The organism is Nocardia sp. NPDC057272 (assembly GCF_042668615.1).
Classification (GTDB): Bacteria; Actinomycetota; Actinomycetes; order Mycobacteriales; family Mycobacteriaceae; genus Nocardia.
Genome location: NZ_JBHUYK010000003.1, coordinates 179,125 through 200,999 on the forward strand (window position 1 = coordinate 179,125; position 21,875 = coordinate 200,999).

Annotated in this window: 18 protein-coding genes and 2 pseudogenes; 9 read left to right on the forward strand and 11 right to left on the reverse strand. The window is 68.4% G+C overall.

Annotated elements, in window-relative coordinates; all coding sequences use genetic code 11:
• Positions 1-229 precede the first annotated feature (229 nt).
• Positions 230-637: pseudogene (locus ACFULV_RS06110) on the reverse strand (PaaI family thioesterase); the annotation flags it as partial.
• Positions 638-678: 41 nt separating this feature from the next.
• The gene (locus ACFULV_RS06115; RefSeq protein ID WP_378653621.1) at positions 679-1,242 is read right to left on the reverse strand and encodes a TetR/AcrR family transcriptional regulator; all 564 of its coding nucleotides are present in this window, start codon (positions 1,240-1,242) and stop codon (positions 679-681) included.
• Between the two features lie 72 nt (positions 1,243-1,314).
• On the opposite strand from ACFULV_RS06115, the gene ACFULV_RS06120 reads away from it, so the two are divergent.
• From ACFULV_RS06120 to ACFULV_RS06130, 3 genes are read left to right on the forward strand one after another with little or no spacing between them, the layout of a single operon-like run.
• A complete protein-coding gene (locus ACFULV_RS06120) occupies positions 1,315-2,382 on the forward strand; it encodes a DNA polymerase IV (RefSeq protein ID WP_378653624.1) in 1,068 nt (355 codons plus the stop codon).
• A 44-nt stretch (positions 2,383-2,426) separates the two neighbouring features.
• Positions 2,427-3,422: an acryloyl-CoA reductase gene (locus tag ACFULV_RS06125; RefSeq protein WP_378653627.1), complete on the forward strand. Its 996-nt coding sequence runs from the start codon at positions 2,427-2,429 to the stop codon at positions 3,420-3,422.
• A 57-nt stretch (positions 3,423-3,479) separates the two neighbouring features.
• The gene (locus ACFULV_RS06130) at positions 3,480-4,922 is read left to right on the forward strand and encodes an amidase (RefSeq protein ID WP_378653630.1); all 1,443 of its coding nucleotides are present in this window, start codon (positions 3,480-3,482) and stop codon (positions 4,920-4,922) included.
• Between the two features lie 75 nt (positions 4,923-4,997).
• Here the strand turns inward: ACFULV_RS06130 and ACFULV_RS06135 are convergent.
• The 7 genes and pseudogenes from ACFULV_RS06135 to ACFULV_RS06165 all read right to left on the reverse strand — a co-directional run.
• Positions 4,998-6,446, reverse strand: a pseudogene (locus ACFULV_RS06135) (chlorohydrolase family protein); the annotation flags it as partial.
• A 1-nt stretch (position 6,447) separates the two neighbouring features.
• A complete protein-coding gene (locus tag ACFULV_RS06140; RefSeq protein WP_378653633.1) occupies positions 6,448-7,701 on the reverse strand; it encodes an amidohydrolase family protein in 1,254 nt (417 codons plus the stop codon).
• A 4-nt stretch (positions 7,702-7,705) separates the two neighbouring features.
• Positions 7,706-9,235, reverse strand: a complete 1,530-nt coding sequence (locus ACFULV_RS06145; protein ID WP_378653636.1) for an ABC transporter substrate-binding protein — start codon at positions 9,233-9,235, stop codon at positions 7,706-7,708.
• A gap of 7 nt (positions 9,236-9,242) precedes the next feature.
• Positions 9,243-10,235 (reverse strand): ABC transporter ATP-binding protein, encoded by a 993-nt coding sequence (locus ACFULV_RS06150; protein WP_378653639.1) that lies wholly within the window; start codon positions 10,233-10,235, stop codon positions 9,243-9,245.
• Positions 10,232-11,230, reverse strand: coding sequence for an ABC transporter ATP-binding protein (locus ACFULV_RS06155; RefSeq protein WP_378653642.1), 999 nt, complete (start codon positions 11,228-11,230; stop codon positions 10,232-10,234). The genes ACFULV_RS06150 and ACFULV_RS06155 overlap by 4 nt, the downstream gene beginning before the upstream one ends.
• Positions 11,227-12,099: an ABC transporter permease gene (locus ACFULV_RS06160; RefSeq protein WP_378653644.1), complete on the reverse strand. Its 873-nt coding sequence runs from the start codon at positions 12,097-12,099 to the stop codon at positions 11,227-11,229. Before ACFULV_RS06160 ends, ACFULV_RS06155 begins: the two co-directional genes overlap by 4 nt.
• Positions 12,096-13,016: an ABC transporter permease gene (locus tag ACFULV_RS06165; protein ID WP_378653647.1), complete on the reverse strand. Its 921-nt coding sequence runs from the start codon at positions 13,014-13,016 to the stop codon at positions 12,096-12,098. Before ACFULV_RS06165 ends, ACFULV_RS06160 begins: the two co-directional genes overlap by 4 nt.
• A 287-nt stretch (positions 13,017-13,303) precedes the next feature.
• Here ACFULV_RS06165 and ACFULV_RS06170 point away from each other — a divergent pair, with 287 nt between their 5' ends.
• Positions 13,304-14,017: a GntR family transcriptional regulator gene (locus ACFULV_RS06170; RefSeq protein WP_378653650.1), complete on the forward strand. Its 714-nt coding sequence runs from the start codon at positions 13,304-13,306 to the stop codon at positions 14,015-14,017.
• A 65-nt stretch (positions 14,018-14,082) separates the two neighbouring features.
• Here the strand turns inward: ACFULV_RS06170 and ACFULV_RS06175 are convergent, their stop codons facing one another.
• Positions 14,083-15,966 (reverse strand): ABC transporter ATP-binding protein, encoded by a 1,884-nt coding sequence (locus ACFULV_RS06175; RefSeq protein ID WP_378653652.1) that lies wholly within the window; start codon positions 15,964-15,966, stop codon positions 14,083-14,085.
• 158 nt (positions 15,967-16,124) lie between these two features.
• Between ACFULV_RS06175 and ACFULV_RS06180 the strand changes: the two genes are divergently transcribed.
• Together ACFULV_RS06180 and ACFULV_RS06185 are read left to right on the forward strand one after the other, a co-directional pair.
• Positions 16,125-18,938, forward strand: a complete 2,814-nt coding sequence (locus tag ACFULV_RS06180) for an FAD-binding and (Fe-S)-binding domain-containing protein (protein ID WP_378653655.1) — start codon at positions 16,125-16,127, stop codon at positions 18,936-18,938.
• 27 nt (positions 18,939-18,965) lie between these two features.
• Positions 18,966-19,913 (forward strand): DNA-3-methyladenine glycosylase family protein, encoded by a 948-nt coding sequence (locus ACFULV_RS06185; RefSeq protein ID WP_378653658.1) that lies wholly within the window; start codon positions 18,966-18,968, stop codon positions 19,911-19,913.
• On the opposite strand, the gene ACFULV_RS06190 is transcribed toward ACFULV_RS06185, so the two are convergent.
• The gene (locus ACFULV_RS06190) at positions 19,910-20,116 is read right to left on the reverse strand and encodes a hypothetical protein (protein WP_101465132.1); all 207 of its coding nucleotides are present in this window, start codon (positions 20,114-20,116) and stop codon (positions 19,910-19,912) included. The genes ACFULV_RS06185 and ACFULV_RS06190 overlap by 4 nt on opposite strands.
• A 53-nt stretch (positions 20,117-20,169) precedes the next feature.
• Between ACFULV_RS06190 and ACFULV_RS06195 the strand changes: the two genes are divergently transcribed.
• From ACFULV_RS06195 to ACFULV_RS06205, 3 genes are read left to right on the forward strand one after another with little or no spacing between them, the layout of a single operon-like run.
• Positions 20,170-21,210, forward strand: coding sequence for a helix-turn-helix domain-containing protein (locus ACFULV_RS06195; protein WP_378653661.1), 1,041 nt, complete (start codon positions 20,170-20,172; stop codon positions 21,208-21,210).
• Complete coding sequence (locus tag ACFULV_RS06200; RefSeq protein ID WP_378634799.1) at positions 21,207-21,407, forward strand: DUF397 domain-containing protein; 201 nt, start codon at positions 21,207-21,209, stop codon at positions 21,405-21,407. The genes ACFULV_RS06195 and ACFULV_RS06200 overlap by 4 nt, the downstream gene beginning before the upstream one ends.
• Positions 21,404-21,613, forward strand: a complete 210-nt coding sequence (locus ACFULV_RS06205) for a DUF397 domain-containing protein (protein ID WP_378634801.1) — start codon at positions 21,404-21,406, stop codon at positions 21,611-21,613. The genes ACFULV_RS06200 and ACFULV_RS06205 overlap by 4 nt, the downstream gene beginning before the upstream one ends.
• Positions 21,614-21,875 lie beyond the last annotated feature (262 nt).

A 21,875-nucleotide genomic window follows, 5' to 3' on the forward strand; every position in this document is an offset into this window, starting at 1 on the left:
GCCGTCAACGGGCCGTGCACAGCTGTGTACGGCCCGTTGCCGCGTCCGGCTAGCGGCTGACGGTCGGCGGCAGCATCGGGCCTGCGACGGTGACCACGGCGAGTTGGTCGGTGTCGTAGTTGTCCTGGTCGTCGAGGTCGTCGTCGAGGTCGTCGTCGAGGTCGTCGTCGTCGAAACCGTCCGCGTCTTCCTCGGTGGCGGGGGCGAGGTCCTTCTCGACGCGGCGGGTGGTGCCCTGGGCGACCGCGCAGAGGACAGGTTCCTCGCCCTCGGTCTCGGCGTACACGTCGCAGTGGGTGACGGCCTGGCGGCGGGTGGCGCCGAGGACGGTGGCGTGCACGCGCAGGCGCTCGCCCTGGGCGGGGCGCAGGTAGGTGATGGTGAAGCCGCCGGTGAGGACGTTGGGGCCCAGGACGGTGCCCGCGGCGAAGGTGAGGGCGTTGTCGGCGGCGTAGGCGAGTACCCCGCCGTGCACGAAGCCGAACTGCTGGCCGTGTTCGGGCTGGATGTCGATGATGAGAGTGGCTGCGCCATCACCGAATTCGGTGAGCTCGGTGCCGACCAGACGGGCGAACGGCTGCGCGGCTAGTACCTGGCGCGCCAGGTCGAGGTCGAGGGTGGAAGCTTCGGTCGGCATCGGGTGTTCCGTTCTTCGAGTTGCGTGGCCCTGCATGGTGACTATTCGGTGCCGTCGGCCCGCAGTGTCGCCCACGCGGCGGCGGCGAGCTCGGGGGCGACATCGGTTGGCGCGGTACGGATATTGCCACCAAGCCATTGGCGGGAGTATTCCTGTGCCGCACCGAGCCACAGCGCGTAGACGAGATCGAGTTCCAGGTCACGCACCGCGCCGTATCCCGCGTGCGTGCGCCACCACCGCCGGACGGCCGTGAGGAACTCCACATTGCGCTCGCTCTCCCGGACACCGGGCGGCCGCGAACCCATGAGAACCGTTGCGCGATATTGATATTCGTGCACCCACCGCAGGTGCGCACGCACCCCGGATTCGACGCCGGCGCGCGCGTCGGGACTGTCGGCGACGGCATTCCAGAAGTGTTGCTGGTAGTCGGTGAGCGCGGCCACCCAGACCTGTCGATAGAGGTCGGACTTGTCCGGAAAGTGGTGGTACAGCGCGCCGACGCTGGCATCGGCGGCGGCGCGGATATCGCTCAGGGTGGCATCGAGGACACCGTGTTCGGCGAACTGCCGCTCCGCGGCCAGCAGCAACCGATCTCGCATCTCCATATACAGAATTTAGTTCGGTCCGGCTGGCGTGGCAAGACTCGATGTGTCGGTGCGATGCGGTAAGACGGACCTGTGCCCCGGTGGCTCCTGCATGTGGATCTCGACCAGTTCCAGGCGGCGGTGGAATTCCGGCGTCGCCCTGAGCTGCGCGGCCGGCCGGTGATCGTCGGCGGCGAGGGTGATCCCGCGCAGCCACGCAAGGTTGTGACCTGCGCTTCTTATCCCGCGAGGGCCTACGGTGTGCGTGCGGGGATGGCGTTGAGAATGGCGCAGCGCAAGTGTCCGGAGGGTGTTTTCCTGCCGGTCGACATGGCCGCCTACGAGGTGGCCTCCGAAGAGATCATGGTGACGCTGGGCCGGGTGGCCGGCGCGGTCGAGGTCTGGGGGATGGACGAGGCGTTCGTCGCCACCGACGGCGATCCGTGGCAGCTGGCCGCCGAAATCCGTACCGCCATCATCGAACTCGGCCTCACGTGCGCGGTCGGCATCGGCGACAACAAGCTCACCGCGAAGCTCGCCACCGGTTTCGCCAAGTCCACCGGCAAGACCTCCGCCGAACCCGAGCACGACCCCGGCGCCGCCACCGGCATCTTCGAGCTCACCGCCGCCAACTGGACCGAACTCATGGGCCACCGCCCCACCGACGCGCTCTGGGGCGTCGGTGCCCGCATCGCCCACCGCCTGGCCGACCTCGACATCACCACGGTCGCCGATCTCATGTCCGCCGACCGCGCGCGCCTGGCCGCCGAGTTCGGCCCGAGCACCGGCCCCTACCTGTGGGTCCTCGGCCACGGCAAGGGTGACACCGAACTCTCCACCACCCCGCGAATCCCCGTGGGCCGCAGCAGATCCGAGACCTTCCCGCACGACCTCACCGACCCAGGGGAAATCCGCCGCGAGGTCGCCCGCATCGCCACCGAGGTCGCCGAGGAGATGCGCGAACACCACCGCGTCAGCACCCGGGTCTCGGTCACCGTCCGCACGAAAACCTTCTATACCCGCAGCAAACAGCAAAAACTCCCCACCCCCACCGACGACATCACCACCATCACCGACACCGCCCTGGCGATCATCGACCGCTTCGACCTGGACCGCCCGATCCGCCTCCTCGGCGTCCGCCTGGAACTCCTCCCACCCTGACGCGGGTCCTCCCCCGCGGGCTCGCGAACTCGTATGCTCGGGCAATGGAGTTCTCTGCGATGGTGGCCCGTGAGTCCGATGGTGGGATCGTTCTCGCCCGTGAAACGGTGGGAGATGACTTCCTCGGTAGCGGCGAGGTGACGATCAAGGTTCATTACTCGAGCGCGAACTACAAAGATCTGCTGGCGATCACGCCGCGCGGTGGGGTGGTGCGCAATTATCCGATCGTGCCGGGCATCGACCTCACCGGTGAGGTGATCGCCTCGGAGACCGATGACTTCGCCCCCGGCGACCAGGTCATCGCCCATGGCTACGACCTGGGTGTTTCCCGCAACGGCGGCTTCGCCGAGTACACCAGGGTGCCTGCCGAATGGGTGGTGAAGCTCGACGGCCTCGACACCCGCGACGCCGCCACCATCGGGACCGCGGGTTTCACCGCCGCCATGAGCGTGCAGGCCCTGCTCGACCACGGCCTGACCCCCGACGACGGCGCCGTCCTGGTCACCGGTGCGACCGGCGGTGTCGGCACCGTAGCCATCGACATTCTGTCCGGCCTCGGCTTCGAGGTGATCGCTTCCACCGGCAAGACCGACGCGAACGACCTGCTCGCCGAGCTCGGCGCCAACGAGGTGATCGGCCGGCTTCCGCTCGACCCCGACGCCAAGCCGCGCCCGCTCAACAAGGCCAACTGGGCGTCGGCGGTCGACAGCGTCGGCGGCGCCTCGCTGGCGCACGTCCTCAGCGCGATCGGTTACGGCGGGGCGGTGGCGGCCAGCGGCCTCACCGGCGGCGCCGAGCTTCCCACCACCGTGCTCCCGTTCATCCTGCGCGGCGTCAGCCTGCTCGGCATCGACTCGGTGCAGCTTCCGATCGAGAAGCGCCGCGCCCTGTGGACCGCACTGGGCAAGCAGCTTCGCCCTCAGCATCTGTCGACGATCGAGTCCTTCACGCCGATCACCGAGGTCGGCACGGTCCTGCAGTCGATCAAGGACGGCACCCACTCCGGGCGCACCGTGATCGGCGTGGCCAACGAGTTCTGAGCCCTCCAGAAGTTCGCCACACGACGACGTTACGGAGACTGTAATACTGTAACGAGCATGATGCTCCGCCCGAACGGCACCACGATCACCGACGAGTCCGCGATCGCGCTGGCCGCGTCCATTCGCGCCCGCGAGGTCAGCGTCCGCGCGGTGATCGATGCCCACATCGCTGTGCTGGAACGTTTCGCCCCCGCCACGAACGCGGTGGTGGTGGATTGCTACGACACCGCGCGGGCACAGGCCGACGCCGCCGACGCCCACCTCGCGACCGGGCCGGAGCACCTGCCACCGCTGTTCGGCGTCCCGATCACCGTCAAGGAATCCCTGGCGGTCGCCGGCTTGCCCAACACGGCGGGCGTCGTGGCTCGTCGGCACCTGCGTCCCACCGCGAATGCCACCGTGGTGCAACGAGTTCTGGACGCGGGTGCGATCGTGCTCGGGCTGACCAACACCGCCGAGGGGTGCATGTGGCTCGAGTCGACGAACCGGGTCTACGGGCGAACCAGCAACGTGCACGACCGGGCACGGACGGCGGGCGGGTCCTCGGGCGGCGAGGGCGCCGCCGTCGGCAGCGGCGGCTCCCCGCTCGGCCTGGCCACCGATACCCTCGGCTCGATCCGGGTTCCCGCCTTCTGCAACGGCGTCTTCGGACACCGCCCGTCGACCGGCCTGCTCCCCACCACCGGCGCGTGGCCACCACCGTTCGGTGTGGCCGCCCTGTGCTCCAACGGGGTCATCGCCCGCCGCGCGGCCGACCTCATGCCCCTGCTGCGGATCATGGCCGGCCCCGACGGGACCGATCCCCTGGTCCGCGCGGCCACCCTCGGCGATCCGGCGACGACCTCGATGCGAGGTGTGCCCGTCGTGCTGCTCGACGGAACCTTCGCCCCCGGCTTCGGTCGCGAGGTGCTGGCCGCGCGCGACCGCGCCGCCGCTGTTCTCATCGAGGCAGGCGCCGAGGTCACCCGGGTACCGATGCGTTCGCTGCGGACGATCGGGCTCTTCGCCACGATCGTGCTGGCCGAGGAGACCGGGATCAGCTTCGCCGAGATCATGCGCGGCGAGGGCGCCGACATCCTCGCACCCGGACAACTCACCGCCTTGCGCGGCGACCACACCCTCGCCACCCGCCTCCTCGCGCTCGGCGAGCTGATCGCGGCCCGGCTACCCACCCGGGTGGCCCGGCGCATCACCGCCGCCGCACACCGCACGGCCGCCGAGATCACCGAGATCATCGGTGACGGTTTGCTCCTGCATCCGACCCTGAGCACGGTCGCGCCGCGTCACGGCCGCACCACCGGCCGCCTGTGGCGCACGAACACGGTCGCACCGTTCAGCCTCGCCGGGCTGCCCGTCACCCAGGTGCCGCTCGGCCGCGGCACCCACGGTCTGCCACTCGGGGTACAGGTGGTCGCGGGACACAACCGCGATCACCTCTCGATCGCCGCGGCCCTCACTCTCGAGAAGGCGTTCGGCGGCTGGATCCGCCCGCGGGGCTGACCCCTCCCCCTCCGGGGTGGTCATGTGCTCGGGAGCTACGCCATCGCCGCGCGGTATCGACGGCTCGGCCGGAAAGGACGCCGGGAACAGTTCGCCGGCGGGACGGCGTAGGTAGTCGCGCTCGGTGTAGGCCGCACGCATCCGGTCGAACAGTGACTGCGCCCGCCGGGTCATCGCAGGCAGGTCGATGCCGGGAATTACCCCGTCGCGCAACGTGATCCGCCCGGCGACCATGGAGAAATCCGCCGCGCGCCCGGTGCTGTTCATGCACAGGGTGCGGATCGGATCGTCGAGGACGCCGTCGCGCGGGTCGTCGAGGCGGAAGGCGACCAGGTCGGCGGTCGCCCCCACCGCGATCGTGCCCAGGTCCGGTCGGTGCAGCGCTTCGGCACCGCCGAGCGTCGCCGCCGAGACGTAGTCGCCGTAGGTGGCCGCGTCGAGCCGCGATGCCAGCACCTTGGCCAGGGTGACGCCGATGTCGATGCCGCGCACCAGATCCGGCGGAAAAGAGTCGGTGCCGAGGGCGATGCGCACGCCCGCTGCCCGGTACCGATCGAAGCTGTCGAGCGCCGATCCGTGTCTGGCCGAGGTGAGCGGGCAGTGCACGATCGACGCTCCCGACGCCGCGAGCGTGCCGAGGTCGTCATCGGTATCGGCGTCCACGTGCGGGTTCGAGTCGATGTAGATCCCGTGGGGGATGAGCAGATTCGGCCCGAGGAGACCGGTCCGCTCGAGCACGGCCAGCGGTGACATACCGAACCGCTCGATCACGAACGCGCGTTCGTGCAGCCCTTGGAGCGCGTGCAGGCGGACCAGCGCGCCGGTCGCCGCGGCCAGCGCGGAGGTCCGGTGCAGCAGATCCTCGGACAGCGTCTCGATCCGGCACGGGAGCAGTGTCCCGTGGATCAGATCGGTGTCCTGCGCCGAGGCCCACTCCAGGAACCGCGCCGCACCCTCGAACCCGTCGAGCCCGAGTTCTTCGTTCCAGTAGATGGACCGCGAGCCGTCGTCGTCGACCACGTTGACCCCGGATCGGTACGCGGGCCCGAGGTACACCCGCAGGCCGAGACGCCGTGCGGACTCGGCCATCGCCACGGCGTCGGAGTAGGTCTCCGCCCAATCGCTGTGCACCTCCGACGCGATCGGCATCGCCGTCGTCACCCCGTGCAGCAGCAGCTGGACGAACCCGTACTCACGGATGAACGCCCGCTCCTCGGCGTCGAACACCGCGCGCCGCCGCTGCGTGGCGTACTCGCGCGACCATTGCAGACCGAGGCCGAGCTCGCGCGACTGCCACGAATCCAGGATCGTGTGGTCGATGTCGGTGAGCGCGTCGAGATCGATAAGCCCGGGCATCAAGATCGCGTCCCCGAGCTCGATCACCTCGTCGACGGTCTCCAGACCGCGCGGACCGGCGGCGACGATGCGCGAATCCTCCACCACCACTTCACCGTCGGTGAGCATCACGTGGCCACCGACGATCCCCGACGCGAGTACATGGCGTGCTCGAATACCGCGCCGCATCTCAGCTCCTCCCCCTGCCCCAACGACCGGGAATCTCGAATCCGTCCAGTGCCGTATCGACGGAAACGACACTGCCCCGGTGGATTACAGTGCGCTCGGCCGGGCGGTCCATCACAGCCGAAGTCGGGCTGGCCGCGTCGACCAGGAAGAACTCGGCTGGATCACCGACCTCGAAACCTGGATGTGGCTCGCTCCGGCCGAGCGGGCGCAGACTGCGGTCGAGCACGCTCGCTCCACCCCAACTAGCGACGGCGAGAGCGTGTTCCACGTGCTCGTCGGATCCGAACCCGTTGACGAACGCGAGTTGCCAGGCGCGGTCGAGCATGTCGCCGTTGCCGTAGGGCGACCAGTAGTCCCGCTGACCGTCCATCCCGACCCCGACGCGCACACCGGCCGCGGCCAGGTCGAGCAACGGCAACGCCCAACCCTGCGCGCCCGCCGCGTGGGTGAGGGCGATGTCGAGCTCCGCCAGCTGCTCGATCGCGGCAGGCACAGCGGGCAGCCCACCGGCCAGGCACCGGGCATGGGAGATGGTCGCCAGACCGGTCATTCCGAGCGCCCGCACCCGTTCGATGATCAGCGACAGGGTGAACAGCCCCAGCTCACCCGCTTCGTGCAGGTGGATGTCGACGCCGACCTGATGCTTGTCGGCCAGCCCGAACACCGCGTCGAGATGTCGCACCGGATCGCGGTCGAGTTCGCACGGATCCATCCCGCCGACCAGGTCGGCCCCGGCCGACAGTGCCGCGTCCATGAGGTCGACGACGCCGGGTTCGAGCAGGATTCCGACCTGCGGGAACGCCACGATCTCCACGTCGCACACGTCGTCGTAGCGTTCTCGCGCCGCGAGTTCGCCTTCGAGCTTGGTGAGCCCGGAATCGGCGTCCACCTGGGCGTGACTGCGAATCCTGGTAGCCCCGTTGGCCACTGCCACCGCGAGGGTGAACGAGGCGCGTTCGGCCACGGAACGTTCCGCCGACCGCCAGTGCTCGCGATCGTTCATGATCCGGCCCCACCGTCCCGGCATCCCGGTCTGGGCACGGAACGGCAGTCCGAGCCTGCTCGAGTCGAGATGCAGATGCACATCCGACAGTGCGGGCAGGATCAACCGGCCCGCGCCGTCGGCGAGTTCGCCGGCGGGCACCGGCGAACCGGTGGCCGCGGATACCGCGGCCACCGTGCCGTTCTCGATCAGCAGGTCCACCGGCGGGCCGCCCCAGGGGCGAACGTCGGTGATCAACAGCGAATCACCCACGCGCTCAGTCCTTGCCGAAGGTCGCGGCGTCGACGGTGATCATCCCGTCCGCCCGCGGCTTCCAGTTCAGCGCCGGGTCCACCGCGTAGCTGGCATCGGGGGTGTAGAGGCCGAGCAGCAGCGCCTTGGAATCGTTGAGGGTGAACAGATCTCGGTAGACATCGATCCTGGCCTGTCCGGCGACGGTCCGGGTCTTGGCGACCAGGGTCTGGGTTTCCGGCAGCATCGCGTAGTCGTTCCACTGCCCGCCGAACATCGAGGCGATCGGGGCGTCGCCGTCCATGGTGGACGGCGCGTAGGTGTTGAGGTAGATGCCGGTGGCGGCCTTCTTCGTGTAGATCATCTGGGAATGGCTGCTCTGGTCGGTGCCGTGCAGGGTGATGGTGATGCCGACTTCGGCAAGGTTCGCCTGGATCGACTGGGCGATCTCGGAGCTCAGCGGGATGCGTCCGTTCGTCGCGTACTGGAAGGGGATCGGCGTGCCGTTGTAGCCCGCCGCGGCCAGCAGCTGTTTGGCCTTGGCCGTATCACGCACCGGCGCAGGATATTTCGGGTCGTAGCCGCCGACGTTCTTGGCGACCAGCTGGTTGTCGACCGTCGCGCGGCCCGCGAGCAGACTCTTGACGATGGCGTCCCGGTCGATCGACAGTGCGATCGCCTCGCGTACCCGCTGGTCGGCCAGCGGACCCGCCGTGGCGTTCATGCCGAGGAAGGTGACGCCGTTGGAGACCCGCGACTCGATGTGCACACTCTTCGAACCATCTACGGCAGCAACCTGATTAGGCGCGATCAAGGCCACATCGAGACTGCCGGACTGAACACCGTTGAGCCGGGCGTCGGCGTCGGCCACCGTCTTGAAGGTCACGGTCTCCAGTGCGGCCTTGTCGCCCCAGTAGTTCGGATTGCGCTTGACGACGTATTCGACGCCGCGCGTGTAGTGGTCGAACACGAACGGCCCCGAGCCGACCGGTGCGGCCGCGAATCCCGCGGAACCGAGCTTGGTGTAAACACTTTCGGGCACGATCGAGACGCCGGTGGTGATGGTCGGCCACGCGGAGAAGGGGGCGTTGAGGCTGAACACCACGGTATTGCCGGGACCGGCGGCGGCGGAGGTGAACATCTCCATATAGGTGGCCGGATCGCCGTTGGGTGTCGCCTTGATCTGGTTGTAGGTGAACGCGACATCGGAGGCTTTCACCGGTTCGCCGTTGTGGAACTTCGCGTCCTCCCGAATCGTGAACGTCCACTGGGTGAAATCGGCGTTGTGCTCCCACGAGGTCGCGAGCTTCGGGCCGATCACGCCTTCCGCGTCGAAGCGGGCGAGCTGGTCGAAGGTCGCGAAGTAGTAGTTGTAGCCTGCCAGCGAACCGTCGCTGATCGGGTCGGGCACATCCGTCGGTTCGGTGACCGCGCCGACCACGAGGGTCTTCGTCGACGCGGTGTCGGTGCCCGCGGGTGCGCAGGCACTCAGGGTGACGGTGGAGAACGCGAGGATCGCGAGTCCGGTAGCCACACTGCGGGTGATCGGTCTCATGGGTTTCCTAATCTTTCGTGGAGCGGGGAAGTGGATGCAGGCACGCCGCGACATGCCCGGCGGGCCCGAGCGGCTCGAGTTCCGGTCTGCGCGTGGCGCATTCGCCGGTCGCCGATGGGCAGCGGGTGCGGAAGGTGCAGCCGCTCGGTGGATTCGCGGCATCGGGGAGCTCGCCGCGGATCAGCGTCGAGGTGTCTCGGCGGCGTTGATGGGGGTCGGGAACGGGAGCCGAGGCGATCAGCGCGCGCGTGTACGGATGCCGGGGGCTGGTGAACACGTCCTCGGTGGCGCCGATCTCGACGAGCTTGCCCAGATGCATCACCGCGACCCGGTCCGACAGGTGCCGCACGACCGAGAGATCGTGGGCGATGAACAGATACGACAGGCCGAGCTGTTCCTGCAGGTCTTGGAGCAGGTTGATCACCTGGGCCTGCACCGAGGCGTCGAGCGCGGACACAGGTTCGTCGAGCACCAGCACCTCCGGCCTCGGCGCGAGCGCTCTGGCGATCCCGAGCCGTTGCCGCTGTCCGCCGGAGAACTCGGCCGGGCGCCGGTCGAGCGCGTCCGGTCCGAGCCCGACCTGGTCGAGCAGTTCGAGCACGCGGGCGCGGGAGTAGCCGCCCGCGATCCGGAGCGGTTCGGCGATGATGTCGTGCGCGCTCATTCGGGGGTCGAGGGAGGAGTACGGGTCCTGGAACACCAGCTGCACCCGGTTGCGCAGCGCCCTGCGCGCGGCCGGTCGCAGGGCGGCCAGGTCGTGGCCGAGGATGCGCACCGAACCCGCGGTCGGGGTGTTGATGCCGAAGATCGTGCGGACCAGCGTGGACTTCCCGCCACCGGATTCGCCGACCAGGCCGAAGGTTTCACCGCGTACGACCCCGAAGCTCACGCCGTCGAGGGCTCGCAGTCTGCGCTTGCCGGTGAGACCGCGCCTGCTGGTGAAGCTCACCTCGAGGCCGTCGACCCGGATCACTTCCTCTGCGGTATCGAGCACGGTCATGCCGAAATGTCCTCTCGGAGAGGGGCGGCGAGCGCGGGCGGGCAGGCGAGCGCGCGACCGTCGCCGATGGCGACGAGAGGTGGTGGGGCTGTGTCGCATTCACGGCTCCTGCCCGCGAACTCGCAACGCGGGGCGAACCCGCACCCGGCCGGACGTTTCGTCGGTGACGGTGGCGAGCCAGGGATGGCGTAGGCGCGGCCCGCGCCCGCCTGCCCGAGCAGACTGCCCTGCAGGCCACGGGTGTACGGGTGGGCGGCGTGGTCGAAGATCTGCCACACCGTGCCGGTCTCGACCACCCGGCCCGCGTACATGATCGCCACCCGATCGGCGTACTGGGCGACCAACCCGAGATCATGGGTGATCAACACCATCGCCGCGCCGCTGCGGGCGCGAGCCTGTGCCAGCACCTCCATGAGCTGGGCCTGGATGGTCACGTCGAGCGCGGTGGTCGGCTCGTCGGCGATGAGCACCGCCGGATCGTTGGCCATCGCCATGGCGATCACCGCGCGCTGGCGCATACCGCCCGACCACTGGTGGGGATAGGCGCGCGCCCGCTCGGCCGGTTGTGGGATACCGACGGAGGCAAGGAGTTCGACTACGCGCTGCTTGCGTTTCCTTGCGTCGAGCCGCTGATGCACCGCCAGCGCGCGACCGATCTGCGTGCCGACCCGACGCACCGGATTGAGGGTGGTCATCGGGTCCTGGAAGACCATGCCGAGTTCGGCGCCCCGCAGGCGCCGCAGGGTTTCGTCGTCGGCGCCGACGAGTTCGTCGCCGCGGAAACGCACGCTGCCCGAGAAGATCGTCAATGCCGGGGGGAGCAGGCCGAGGGCGGCGAGCATCGTCACCGACTTGCCCGATCCGGATTCGCCGACGAGACAGAGAACTTCGCCCTCCTCCAGGCGCAGACTCACCCCGTCGACGAGCACCACACGGTCGCCCGCGGCGGTCTCGTAGCCGACGGTGAGATCGGTGATCTCCAGCAATGGGCTCATGCCACAACCTCTTTCGCGAGAGCGCCGCGACGAGCGCGTGGCGCCCGCCGAACGCGGCGCAACCCCTGGCCTTCATCGGTGAATCGCCGGCTGGCCAGCAGGGTTCCGCCGATCACCAGCAGCAGTGCCACCGCCGGAACGATCGTCAGATAGGGCGCCTGGCGCAGGTACTTCTGTCCGTCGGTGATCATCAATCCCCAACTGGGAGTTGGTGGTTGCACGCCGAGGCCGAGATAGTCGAACGACGAGATCATGATCAGCACATTGCCGAGATCGGCGGTCGCCAGAATCAGCACAGGGACCGTGACGTGCCCGACGATGTGCTTGCGCATCACCCAGCCAGAGCGCGCGCCGAGCAATTTCGGCGCGATCACGAAATCGCGACCGGACAGCCCGAGCGCCACCGAGCGCGCCACCCTGGCGTAGCCGACCCAGAAGGTGACGCCGAGGATCGTCGCCATCAGCGCGGTACTCGGCCCGCGAATCGCCGACACCGCCATGATCACCAGCGTCATCGGGACCGCGAGCTGCACATCGGCGACACCCATCAGCACGCTGTCGGTGACACCGCGGAAGTAACCCGACGCCGTGCCGATCGTCATGCCGATCACCGCGTTGACCAGCACGATCACCAGGACCAACCCGAGCGTGATCCGTCCGGCCAGCGCCAGCCTGCTCGCCAGATCGCGACCGAGCGAATCGGTTCCGAGCGGGTAGTTCCCGGTGGCGAACGGCGCGGAGAACGCGGCCGCGAGGTCCTGCCCGTAGGGGTCGTAACCGGGGAAGAGGGGATACAGCAGGGAGAACAGCACGACTGCGAGGATCATGGCGACGCCCGCGATCGTGGCGTGGTCGCGGGGACGGATCATCGGACTCTCGCTCTCGGATCGATGACGCCGTAGAGGACGTCGATCCCGAAGTTGACGATCACGAAGATGGTCGCGATCACCACCAGCCCGGACTGGACCACCGGAAAGTCCCGGTTGAACACCGCGTCGAGCATCAACGTGCCCAAACCGGGCCAGGCGAAGACGTTTTCGACGATCACCAGACCACCGAGCAGCGTGCCGAGCGTGATTCCGGAGATGGTGAGCACCGGCAGCAGCGCGTTCGGCAGCACATCGCGCAGGAGCACCGAGGATCTGCGCTCGCCGCGCGCGTACGCGGTGCGCACATAGTCCTGGGAGCTCTCGGCGACCAGCGAATTGTCCAGCAGCCGTGAGTAGACGACGAACTGCGCGGTGGCGATGGTGAGGGCGGGCATGATGATCGCGAGCGGGTCGGCACCGGCGAGCGAGGGCAGCCAGCCGAGCGTCACCGAGAACACCAGCACCAGCAGCAGCCCGAACAGGAAGTCCGGCACCGCCAGTCGCGCCGCGCCGACACCGAGCGCTATCCCGCGCAGCGACCAGCGGCCGCTCAGGTGGATGGCGAGCACCACGGCGAAGGCGAGTGCGAGACCGATCGCGAAGCCCGCGACACCGAGTTGGAGCGAAGCGGGCAGGCGTTGCAGGACGAGTGTCATCGACGAGGTGCCGGTCTGCTGGTACGAGTCACCGAAATCGCCGGACAGCACGCCGGTCACGTAGTCGAAGTACTGGGTCAGCGGCGGTTTGTCGAAGCCGAGTTCGGCTTCCAGCGCCGCGATGTCGGCCTCGCTCGCCGTTTCCGGCAGGAGTGAGGCCACGGGACTGCCGGTCGATCTGCCGAGCAGGAACGCCAGCGAGATGACGGCGAACACGGTGATCACCGCCTGGGCGAGGCGGCGGATCAGATAGACGGCCAACACTGATCCTCTCTGTGGGCCGAGAATGTCATTCGGTATACAGAATTGGATTCCCGTGTATCCCCATTGTGTTCCGGAAGTTTCGGGTCCGTGAATGATTTCGATGCTGACAACCGGCAGAAATGCCCTCGTCAAGGCTCATAGCCGACCCACGGAGCAGGCTTGGTTGCAGGTGGGCTGAGGTGGACAAAGATATATTTGGTCTACCGGATTGAATTCGGTAGGTCCGCCGCTAGACTGCGCGATCGCCGGCCGTCACCATCGGCGCGGCTTCGTAGACTGTTCGGGTGGCCCGAAACCTACGTCCGCCGGTAGAAGTCGTCGACGACACTTCGCAGACGCGACGGATATACGACGATCTGCGCCGCGCGATCATCACGGGGGAGTACCGCGAAGGCGAGAAACTGCCGGAGGCGCGCCTGGCCGCCATGCTCGGCACCTCGCGCCTGCCGGTGCGAGAAGCCCTGGCATTACTCGAATTCGACGGCATCGTCAGCGCGCTGCCGCGTCGCAGCGCGGTCGTGCGGTCCTGGGATACCACCGCGGTGGAGGAACTCTTCGATGTCCGCATCGGCTTGGAACCGCTGGCGGCCCGACTCGCCGCTGCCCGGATCAGGCAGGGGCACGACAGCTCACCCCTGCGGGCCGCGTTGCGAGAAGCGCAGGAGGCCACCGATTCTGGTGATCCGCTCCGCATCGCCGAGACGAACGCGAAGCTGCACGGCGCCATCGTGGAACTGTCCGGCAACTCGCTGCTCACTCAGCTGATGCGCACCATCCTCGCCCGGATGGCCTGGCTGTTCTTCCTCACCACCGAACGCAACACCGAGGAACAGCGCGACGAACACCAGCACCTCATCGACGCGATCTCCTCGGGCGACGAACGCCTGGCCGAATACGCCATGCTCAGCCACACCGAAGCAGGTCGCACCCCCACCCTCACGATCGTCACCGCGCTACGGCATGCCGACCATGACAACGCTCCTGGCGACGCCCGGTAGCCCAGCCCCCACGATCGGACCTCCGTCGGCCGTTCAAGGGGAGCTGGGCTGAACAGACCTTTCGCTCAGACGGTGGCAGGGGCCACCGGGTCGTCGGCGAACTGGGTTCGGTAGAGCTCGGCGTACCGGCCGTCGGCGTTGAGAAGGGTGGCGTGGGTGCCACGCTCGACGACGCGGCCGTCCTCGAGGACCAGGATCTGGTCAGCGGCGCGGATGGTGGACAGGCGGTGGGCGATGACCAGTGCGGTGCGGCCGGTCAGCGCTTCGGTGAGGGCTTCCTGAACCGCGGCCTCCGAGGTGGAGTCGAGGGACGCGGTCGCCTCGTCGAGGATGACGACCCTCGGCTGCTTGAGAAGCAGGCGGGCGATGGTGAGACGTTGGCGTTCACCGCCGGAGAGTCGGTAACCGCGTTCGCCGACCACCGTGTCCAGACCGTCGGAAAGCGACTTGACCAGGTCGCCGAGCCGGGCGCGACCGAGGGCGTCCCACAGTTCGTCCTCGGTGGCTTCCGGCCGGGCCAGCAGGAGATTCGCGCGGATGGTGTCGTGGAAGAGGTGCCCGTCCTGGGTGACCAGGCCGACGGTGCGCTGGATGGATTCGGTGGTCAGGTCGCGCACGTCGGACCCGTTGAGGCGGACCGCGCCGGAGTCGACGTCGTAGAGACGCGAAACCAGCTGGGCGATAGTCGATTTGCCCGCGCCCGAGGAGCCGACCAGCGCGATGAGCTGTCCGGGTTCGGCGCGCAGCGACACCTGGTGCAGCACCTCGACACCGCCACGCCGGTCCAGCGTCGCGACGTCTTCCAGCGAGGCGAGGGAGACCTTGTCGGCCGAGGGGTAACCGAAGTTCACCGCGTCCAGTTCCACCGCCACCGGGCCGTCGGGCACCGGGGCGGCGTGCGGGGCGTCCTCGATCAGCGGCTTCAGGTCGAGCACCTCGAAGACACGCTCGAAACTCACCAGCGCGGACATGATCTCCAGGCGGGCGCTCGCCAGGGCAGTGAGCGGGGTGTAGAGGCGGGTGAGCAGCAGCGAGAGGGCCACGACCGACCCCGCGTCGAGGCTGCCGGTCAGCGCGTACCAGCCGCCGAGGCCGTAGACCAGGGCGAGGGCGAGGGCGGAGACCAGGGTGAGCGAGGTGACGAACGTGGTCTGCAGCATGGCGGTGCGTACGCCGATGTCGCGCACGCGGGTGGCGCGCTCCGCGAACTCCGACGATTCCTGCTCCGGCCTGCCGAACAGCTTCACCAGGGTGGCGCCCGGCGCGGAGAAGCGCTCGGTCATCTGGGTGCTCATGGCGGCATTGAGCTGGGCCGCCTCACGCTGCATGGCGGCGAGTTTGTTGCCGGCGCGCCGGGCGGGGATCACGAACACGGGGAGAAGGACAAGGGCGAGCAGGGTGATCTGCCAGGAGATGCTGAGCATCACGGCGAGCGTGAGGACCAGGGTGACGAGGTTGGTGATCACCCCGGACAGGGTGTCGCTGAACGCGCGCTGCGCGCCGATCACATCGCTGTTCAGCCGGCTCACCAGCGCACCGGTGCGGGTCCGGGTGAAGAACGCGACGGGCATCTTCTGCACGTGATCGAACACGGCGGTGCGCAGATCGAGGATCAGACCCTCGCCGATCCTTGCCGACAGCCAGCGGATGGCGATGCCGAGGGCCGCGTCGAGGACGGCCAGACCCGCGATGGCGAGCGCGAGCAGCACCACGGTGCGCGGCGCCGCACCGTCGACGATCCCGTTGACAACCCGCCCCGCCAGCACCGGGGTGGCCACACCGAGCACCGCCGCCACCACGCTGAGCAGCAGGAACCCGCTGATCCGGCGCCGGTGGTGCTCGGCGAAGCGCAGGATCCGCCGTGCTGTCACCATGCTGAACGGGCGCTGTTCCTCCGGCGCGTTTACGCGCCGGTACATCTGGCTGTAGGCCACTGATTCGATACTCACTGCCACTCTCCTCGAGGCTCCCCACCCATTGAACTCCTGCCCACCGACACTAAAACCTCAACAAAGGTTGACCGCAAATACTTTCCGCGCGCACCGGGTTCAGCGCACAGCGAAACCGGCGGCCGATCACCGCCGGGTGACCGGAATAGGCTGGTCGGGTGGACGACGACCGGAGCTCGGAAAAGCTGGCCGACGCACTGCGCACGCGGACCGGCTGCCCGGTCGACGCGTCGGTGCGCAGACGCGTCGAGTACTCCGCCGACGCCTCCAACTACCGCGTCCGGCCCGCCATGGTCGTGTTTCCCCGTGGTGAGGACGACGTCGCCGCCACCGTGAACTTCGCCCGGGAAACCGGGCTGCCGGTCACCGCTCGCGGCGCGGGCACCTCGGTCGCGGGCAATGCCATCGGACCCGGCATCGTGCTGGATTTCAGCAGGCAGATGAATGCCGTGCGCGCGGTCGACCCCGAGGCACGAACAGCGATCGTGCAGCCGGGGCTGGTGCTGTCGGATCTGCAACGGCGGCTGCGGCCGCACGGGTTGCGGTTCGGGCCCGATCCGTCGACGCAGGACCGGTGCACCCTGGGCGGGATGATCGGCAACAACGCGTGCGGACCGCATGCGCTGGCCTGGGGTCGCACCTCCGATACCGTGCGTGAGCTGCGCATTCTCGACGGCACAGGGGAGCGGCGGACGCTCGGTTCCGACCTGGCGGCGGTGCCCGGCTTGGCGAAGTTCACCACCTCGAATCTCGCGGTGCTGCGCACCGAACTGGGACGGTTCGATCGTCAGGCCTCCGGCTACGGTCTGGAACACCTGCTGCCGGAACGTGGTTCGTCGGCGGCGAAGGCGTTCGTCGGTTCCGAAGGGACCTGTGGACTGCTCCTGGAAGCGGAGGTCGCGCTCACGCCTGTTCCCGCCGCGACCGTGCTCACGGTGCTCGGATACCCCGATATCGCCTCGGCGGCGGACGATATCGCCGCGGTGACCAGCTGCGCGCCGATCGCGGTCGAAGGCATCGATGCCGGACTGGTCGACGTGGTCCGCGCGCATCGGGGGACGGTGCCGGAGTTGCCGCGAGGTCGCGGCTGGCTGTTCGTCGAAACGGCGGGGGCGAGCCCGGCCGAGGCGCTGGCCGCGGCCCGGCGGCTGTGCGCGGCGAGCCACGCCGATGATCACCTGATCGTCACCGATCCGGTTGCCACAGCGGCACTCTGGCGCATTCGGGCCGACGGCGCCGGTCTGGCCGGACGAACTCCCGACGGGAAGCCCGCCTGGCCCGGGTGGGAGGACGCCGCTGTCCCGCCGGAGAATCTGGGGGCGTACCTGCGCGAATTCGCCACGCTCACCGCCGAATACGACGTGGGTGGTCTGCTGTACGGACACATCGGCGACGGTTGCATCCACGTGCGCCTCGACTTCCCGATCACCGACGCACCCCGGCGTTTTCGCACCTTCCTCTTCGACGCCGCCGAACTCGTCGTGCGCCACGGTGGATCACTCTCGGGCGAACACGGTGACGGTCGCGCCAGATCCGAACTGCTCGAAGTGATGTACTCACCGGCCGCTCGCGCGGCCTTCGCGGGCTTCAAGTCCCTGTTCGATCCCGGTGACCTCCTCAACCCCGGCGTGGTCGTCGCCCCGAGCCCCGTCGACGCCGACCTGCGGGTAGCCGGGCTCGCGCCGGTCCCCTCACGGGGGTTCGCCCTGTTCACAGACTCCGGCGATTTATCCACAGCTGTGCACAGATGTGTAGGAATCGGCAAGTGCCGCGCGGACACCGGCGGTTCCGGCGGCTTCATGTGTCCCTCGTATCTGGCCACCGCCGACGAGAAGGACACCACCCGGGCCAGGGCCAGAGTTCTCCAGGAAGTCGTCCGAGGCGAACTCGACTGGCGTGCACCGGCAGTCGAGCAATCCCTCGACCTCTGCCTCTCGTGCAAGGCCTGCGCCGCCGACTGCCCCGCGGGCGTCGACATGGCCACTTACAAATCCGAGGCGCTGTATCGGCGCTACCGCGGACGCTTACGGCCGGTGGATCACTACGTTCTCGGCCGGCTCCCGCGCTGGCTCGCCCTCGCCCAGCACTTCCCGCGCCTGGCCAATGCCATCGCGGCCCGTCCGCGCCTGCGCCGGGCCGGCCTGCGCCTGGCCGGAATCGACCCGCGGCGAGCAGCGCCGCGACTCGCCCCGAAGTCGTTTCGCCGATCGCTGGGCAGCGACGACCGCACAGGTCCCAGCGAGACCGCGGCTACCGAGGTCATGCTGTGGATCGACACCTTCACCGACACCTTCGACCCGGAAAACGCGGCAGCCGCGACGCAACTGATCGAGCAACTCGGCTACCGCGTGCGCATCCCCAGCCACCGGGTGTGCTGTGGCCTGACCTGGATCAGCACCGGCCAACTGGACGGCGCCCGCGCCCGGCTGCGCGCCACCGTGGACGCACTGGACACCCACGTAGCTGCCGGTGGCCTGATCGTCGGTCTCGAACCGTCCTGCACCGCCACCCTGCGTGCCGACCTCCCCGAACTGCTCCCCGGCGATCCACGAGCGAAACAGGTCGCCGCCTCGGTCCGCACCCTGGCCGAGTTCCTGCTGGCGCACCCCGGCTGGCAACCACCCCGCCGACCGCACGACACCGTGATCGTCCAACCGCACTGCCACCAGCACGCGGTCGGCGGCTTCGACGCCGAACGCCGAATCCTTGCCGCGATGGGCGTCACCGTCGGGGAACTGGCGGGCTGCTGCGGCCTGGCCGGCAACTTCGGCATGCAACGCGGCCACTACGACATCTCGGTCGCGGTCGCCGAGAACGCCCTGCTCCCGGCGCTGAGAAGCGCCCCGGCGAACGCCGTCTTCCTGGCCGACGGCTTCTCCTGCCGCACCCAGGCCGACCAACTCGCCCATACCCCCGGCGTGCATCTGGCCAGGTACCTGCTCGAAAGTTCGAGCGCACCGGCTGCCGGTTGACGCCGATCACAGGCGCACAATGGTCGGATGCGTGACCAGACCCTGGACCCGGAGCCGGCCTCGGCCTGCCTGTCCAGGACCGTCCGGTCGAGCAGGCCCTTCGACGTCGGCATCACCGTGTCGCCGCTGCGCCGCGGCGGCGGCGATCCCTGCCACCACGTCGACCCCGACGGCAGCCACTGGCACGCTTCGCGAATGCCGACCGGCGTGGTCACCTACCGGCTGACCCAGCACGGCCGTGACGGCGCCGCCGCCCGCGCCTGGGGGCCGGGAGCCGAGGAATTCCTGGCGGGTCTCGACCGCATGCTCTGCCTCGAGGAAGACCTCGACGACTTCGCCCCCGCACACCCCAAGCTGATCGAAGCCCACCGCACGGTCCCCGGTCTGCGCATGCTGAAGACCGGCCTGGTGATGGAGTCGCTCATCCCGGCCATCCTCGAACAGAAGGTGCACACGAAGTCGTCGTTCGCCGCCTGGCGCACCCTGGTCCGCGAGTTCGGGACCAGAGCCCCCGGCCCGGCGCCGACCGGCCTGATGGTGGCGCCGGAGGCCGAGACCTGGCGGTTGATCCCGTCGTGGAAGTACCACCGGGCCAATGTCGGGCCGCAGCGCGCACAGACCATCGTGCGCGCGGCCAGAGTCGCCGACTCGATCGAACGTACCGCCACGCTCGACCCGGCCGAGGCCGCGCGACGTCTGCGCAGCCTGCCCGGTATCGGGGTGTGGACGGTGGCCGAGACCGCGCAACGCGCGTTCGGCGACGCTGATGCCCTCTCGGTCGGCGACTACCACCTCGCCGCCGTGGTCGGCTGGAGTCTGCTCGGCCACCCGATCGACGACGACGCGATGATCGAATACCTGCGACCGCTACAACCCCACCGCTACCGCGCGGTGCGACTGCTGGGGCTCAGCGGGCAGGCGCGCAAACCGAAGTTCGGCCCGCGCGACCCGATCACCGACCATCGCCATCACTAGCGGGTCGCGCGGGCGTCCAGGACGCAGCGGCCCGCTTCGACGAGGGTGTTGCGCGCCCGTCGGCGCACCCGGCACTCTTCGACTGTGCAGTCGAGGTGTAGTTGCATTGCGGCGTGGGCTTGTTCGGGCTCCATCGGGCCCGGATCGATGGAGCAACTCAGCAGTGCTGTGGCGACGCGCATGTTCACTTCGCTCAATTGCATGAAAACAGCACAGCACGCAAACCCCCGGCTAACGGTGAGTACACGCGCGAAAGATGGGATTTACCGCGAATTCCCAGCACGACATCCAACGGGGAGTGCAGGATTCCCCAGACTGGACGAATCCACCACCGCAGCGGGGCATGGCGGGGGTGACGGTATGCGACAGAAGGAGTGGGGCTGTGGCAGCGAACGCATCGAACGGAACAGAGGGGCAGGCGGGCGTCTCCTCGACGCTGCCGCGCCGCCAGCTCGGTCGCTACCTGCGTGACTGGCGCACCCAGGCCGGGCTCACCATCGCCGAGGCGGCACGGCTGATGGAGTGGGGCGCCAGCACCCTCCAGCGACTGGAAAAGGGTCAGGCCGATCGCATTCGCACCATCGACATCCACGAGCTGTGCCGGATCTACGGCATTCCCGACGATCTCGCCGAAGGCTTCGCCGGTCTGGCGCAGCAGGCCGCCGTCAAGAGCTGGTGGCACGCCTACGGCGATTTGATTCCCGAAAACTTCGATATCTATGTGGGTTTGGAGGCATCGGCGCAACGGCTACGCGCCTACCAGTCCGAGCTGGTCCCCGGTCTGCTGCAGACCGCGGAATACGCTCGCGCGCTGAATCATCTGGGCTTCCCGCAGGATTCGGTCGACGAGCTCGACCGGCGAGTCGCATTGCGGCTGCAACGCCAGGCGTTGATCACCCGCAAGCATTCGCCCGCCGAGATCGACGTGGTTCTGCACGAATCGGTATTGCGTAGCGTCGTCGGTGATGCAAAGGTGATGGCTGCGCAGTTGCGACACCTCGCCGACGCGAGTACCCGAAGTAATGTGGCATTGCGCATCCTGCCGTTTGCCGCCGGTGTTCCACTCGGAGTCTCTACCGGACCTTTCACGGTTCTCGAGTTCGGTACCGACAGCAAAGGGCAACCGGTCGAACCACCAGTGGTGTACGCCGAAGGCTTTACCGGTGACCTCTACCTGGAACGACGCGCGGATGTTCGAAGGTACGACCGGGCTCACGAATGCCTCCAGCGTCATGCGCTGGATATCCAACCGAGTAGACACCTGCTGCGGCAGGTCGCGAAGGAGTATGTGGCATGAGTTTCGATCTCGTCGACGCACACTGGTTCAAGAGCACCCGCAGTGGTGCGGGCAAGGATTGCGTCGAAGTTGCTTTCCTGTTCGGCGGGCACGTCGGGGTGCGCGACAGCAAGAATCCCGCCGGTCCCGCCCTGGTCTTCGACGGCGCGAGCTGGGACGCCTTCACCCGCGGCATCGACACCGGCGCGTTCGCGTGAACACCAAGCGCGACATCGACACCTCCGGTGCCACCTGGCTGCGCGCGGGCACCGACGACGGCAGCGTGGAGGTCGCCATGCTGGCAGACGGGTACGTCGCGCTACGCGACAGCAAGAATCCCGGCGGTCCGGTGCTGATCTTCACCCCGAGTGAATGGACCGCCTTCACCGCGGGCGTACACGACGGCGAGTTCGATCGTCCTTGATCACGCTAGATCACAGAACGATAGATATTCGGCATAGGCCGAGGTTTGGTGCGGCGTCGAGTCGGGTAACCCGGGTATATGGACCGAGGGTTGAAGAAAATGCCACCCCGGTACCGGAGGCTAGCGCCTGAGGACGGTGTGGAGCGCCTGATCGTGGTACTGCTGTTCGCGGTATCGGCGATCGGAATCTACGTACTCACCGCCTCTTTGCTGTCGGCGCTGTTCATCGGATTACTGGTCGGATTAGTCGCTGTAGGGACTG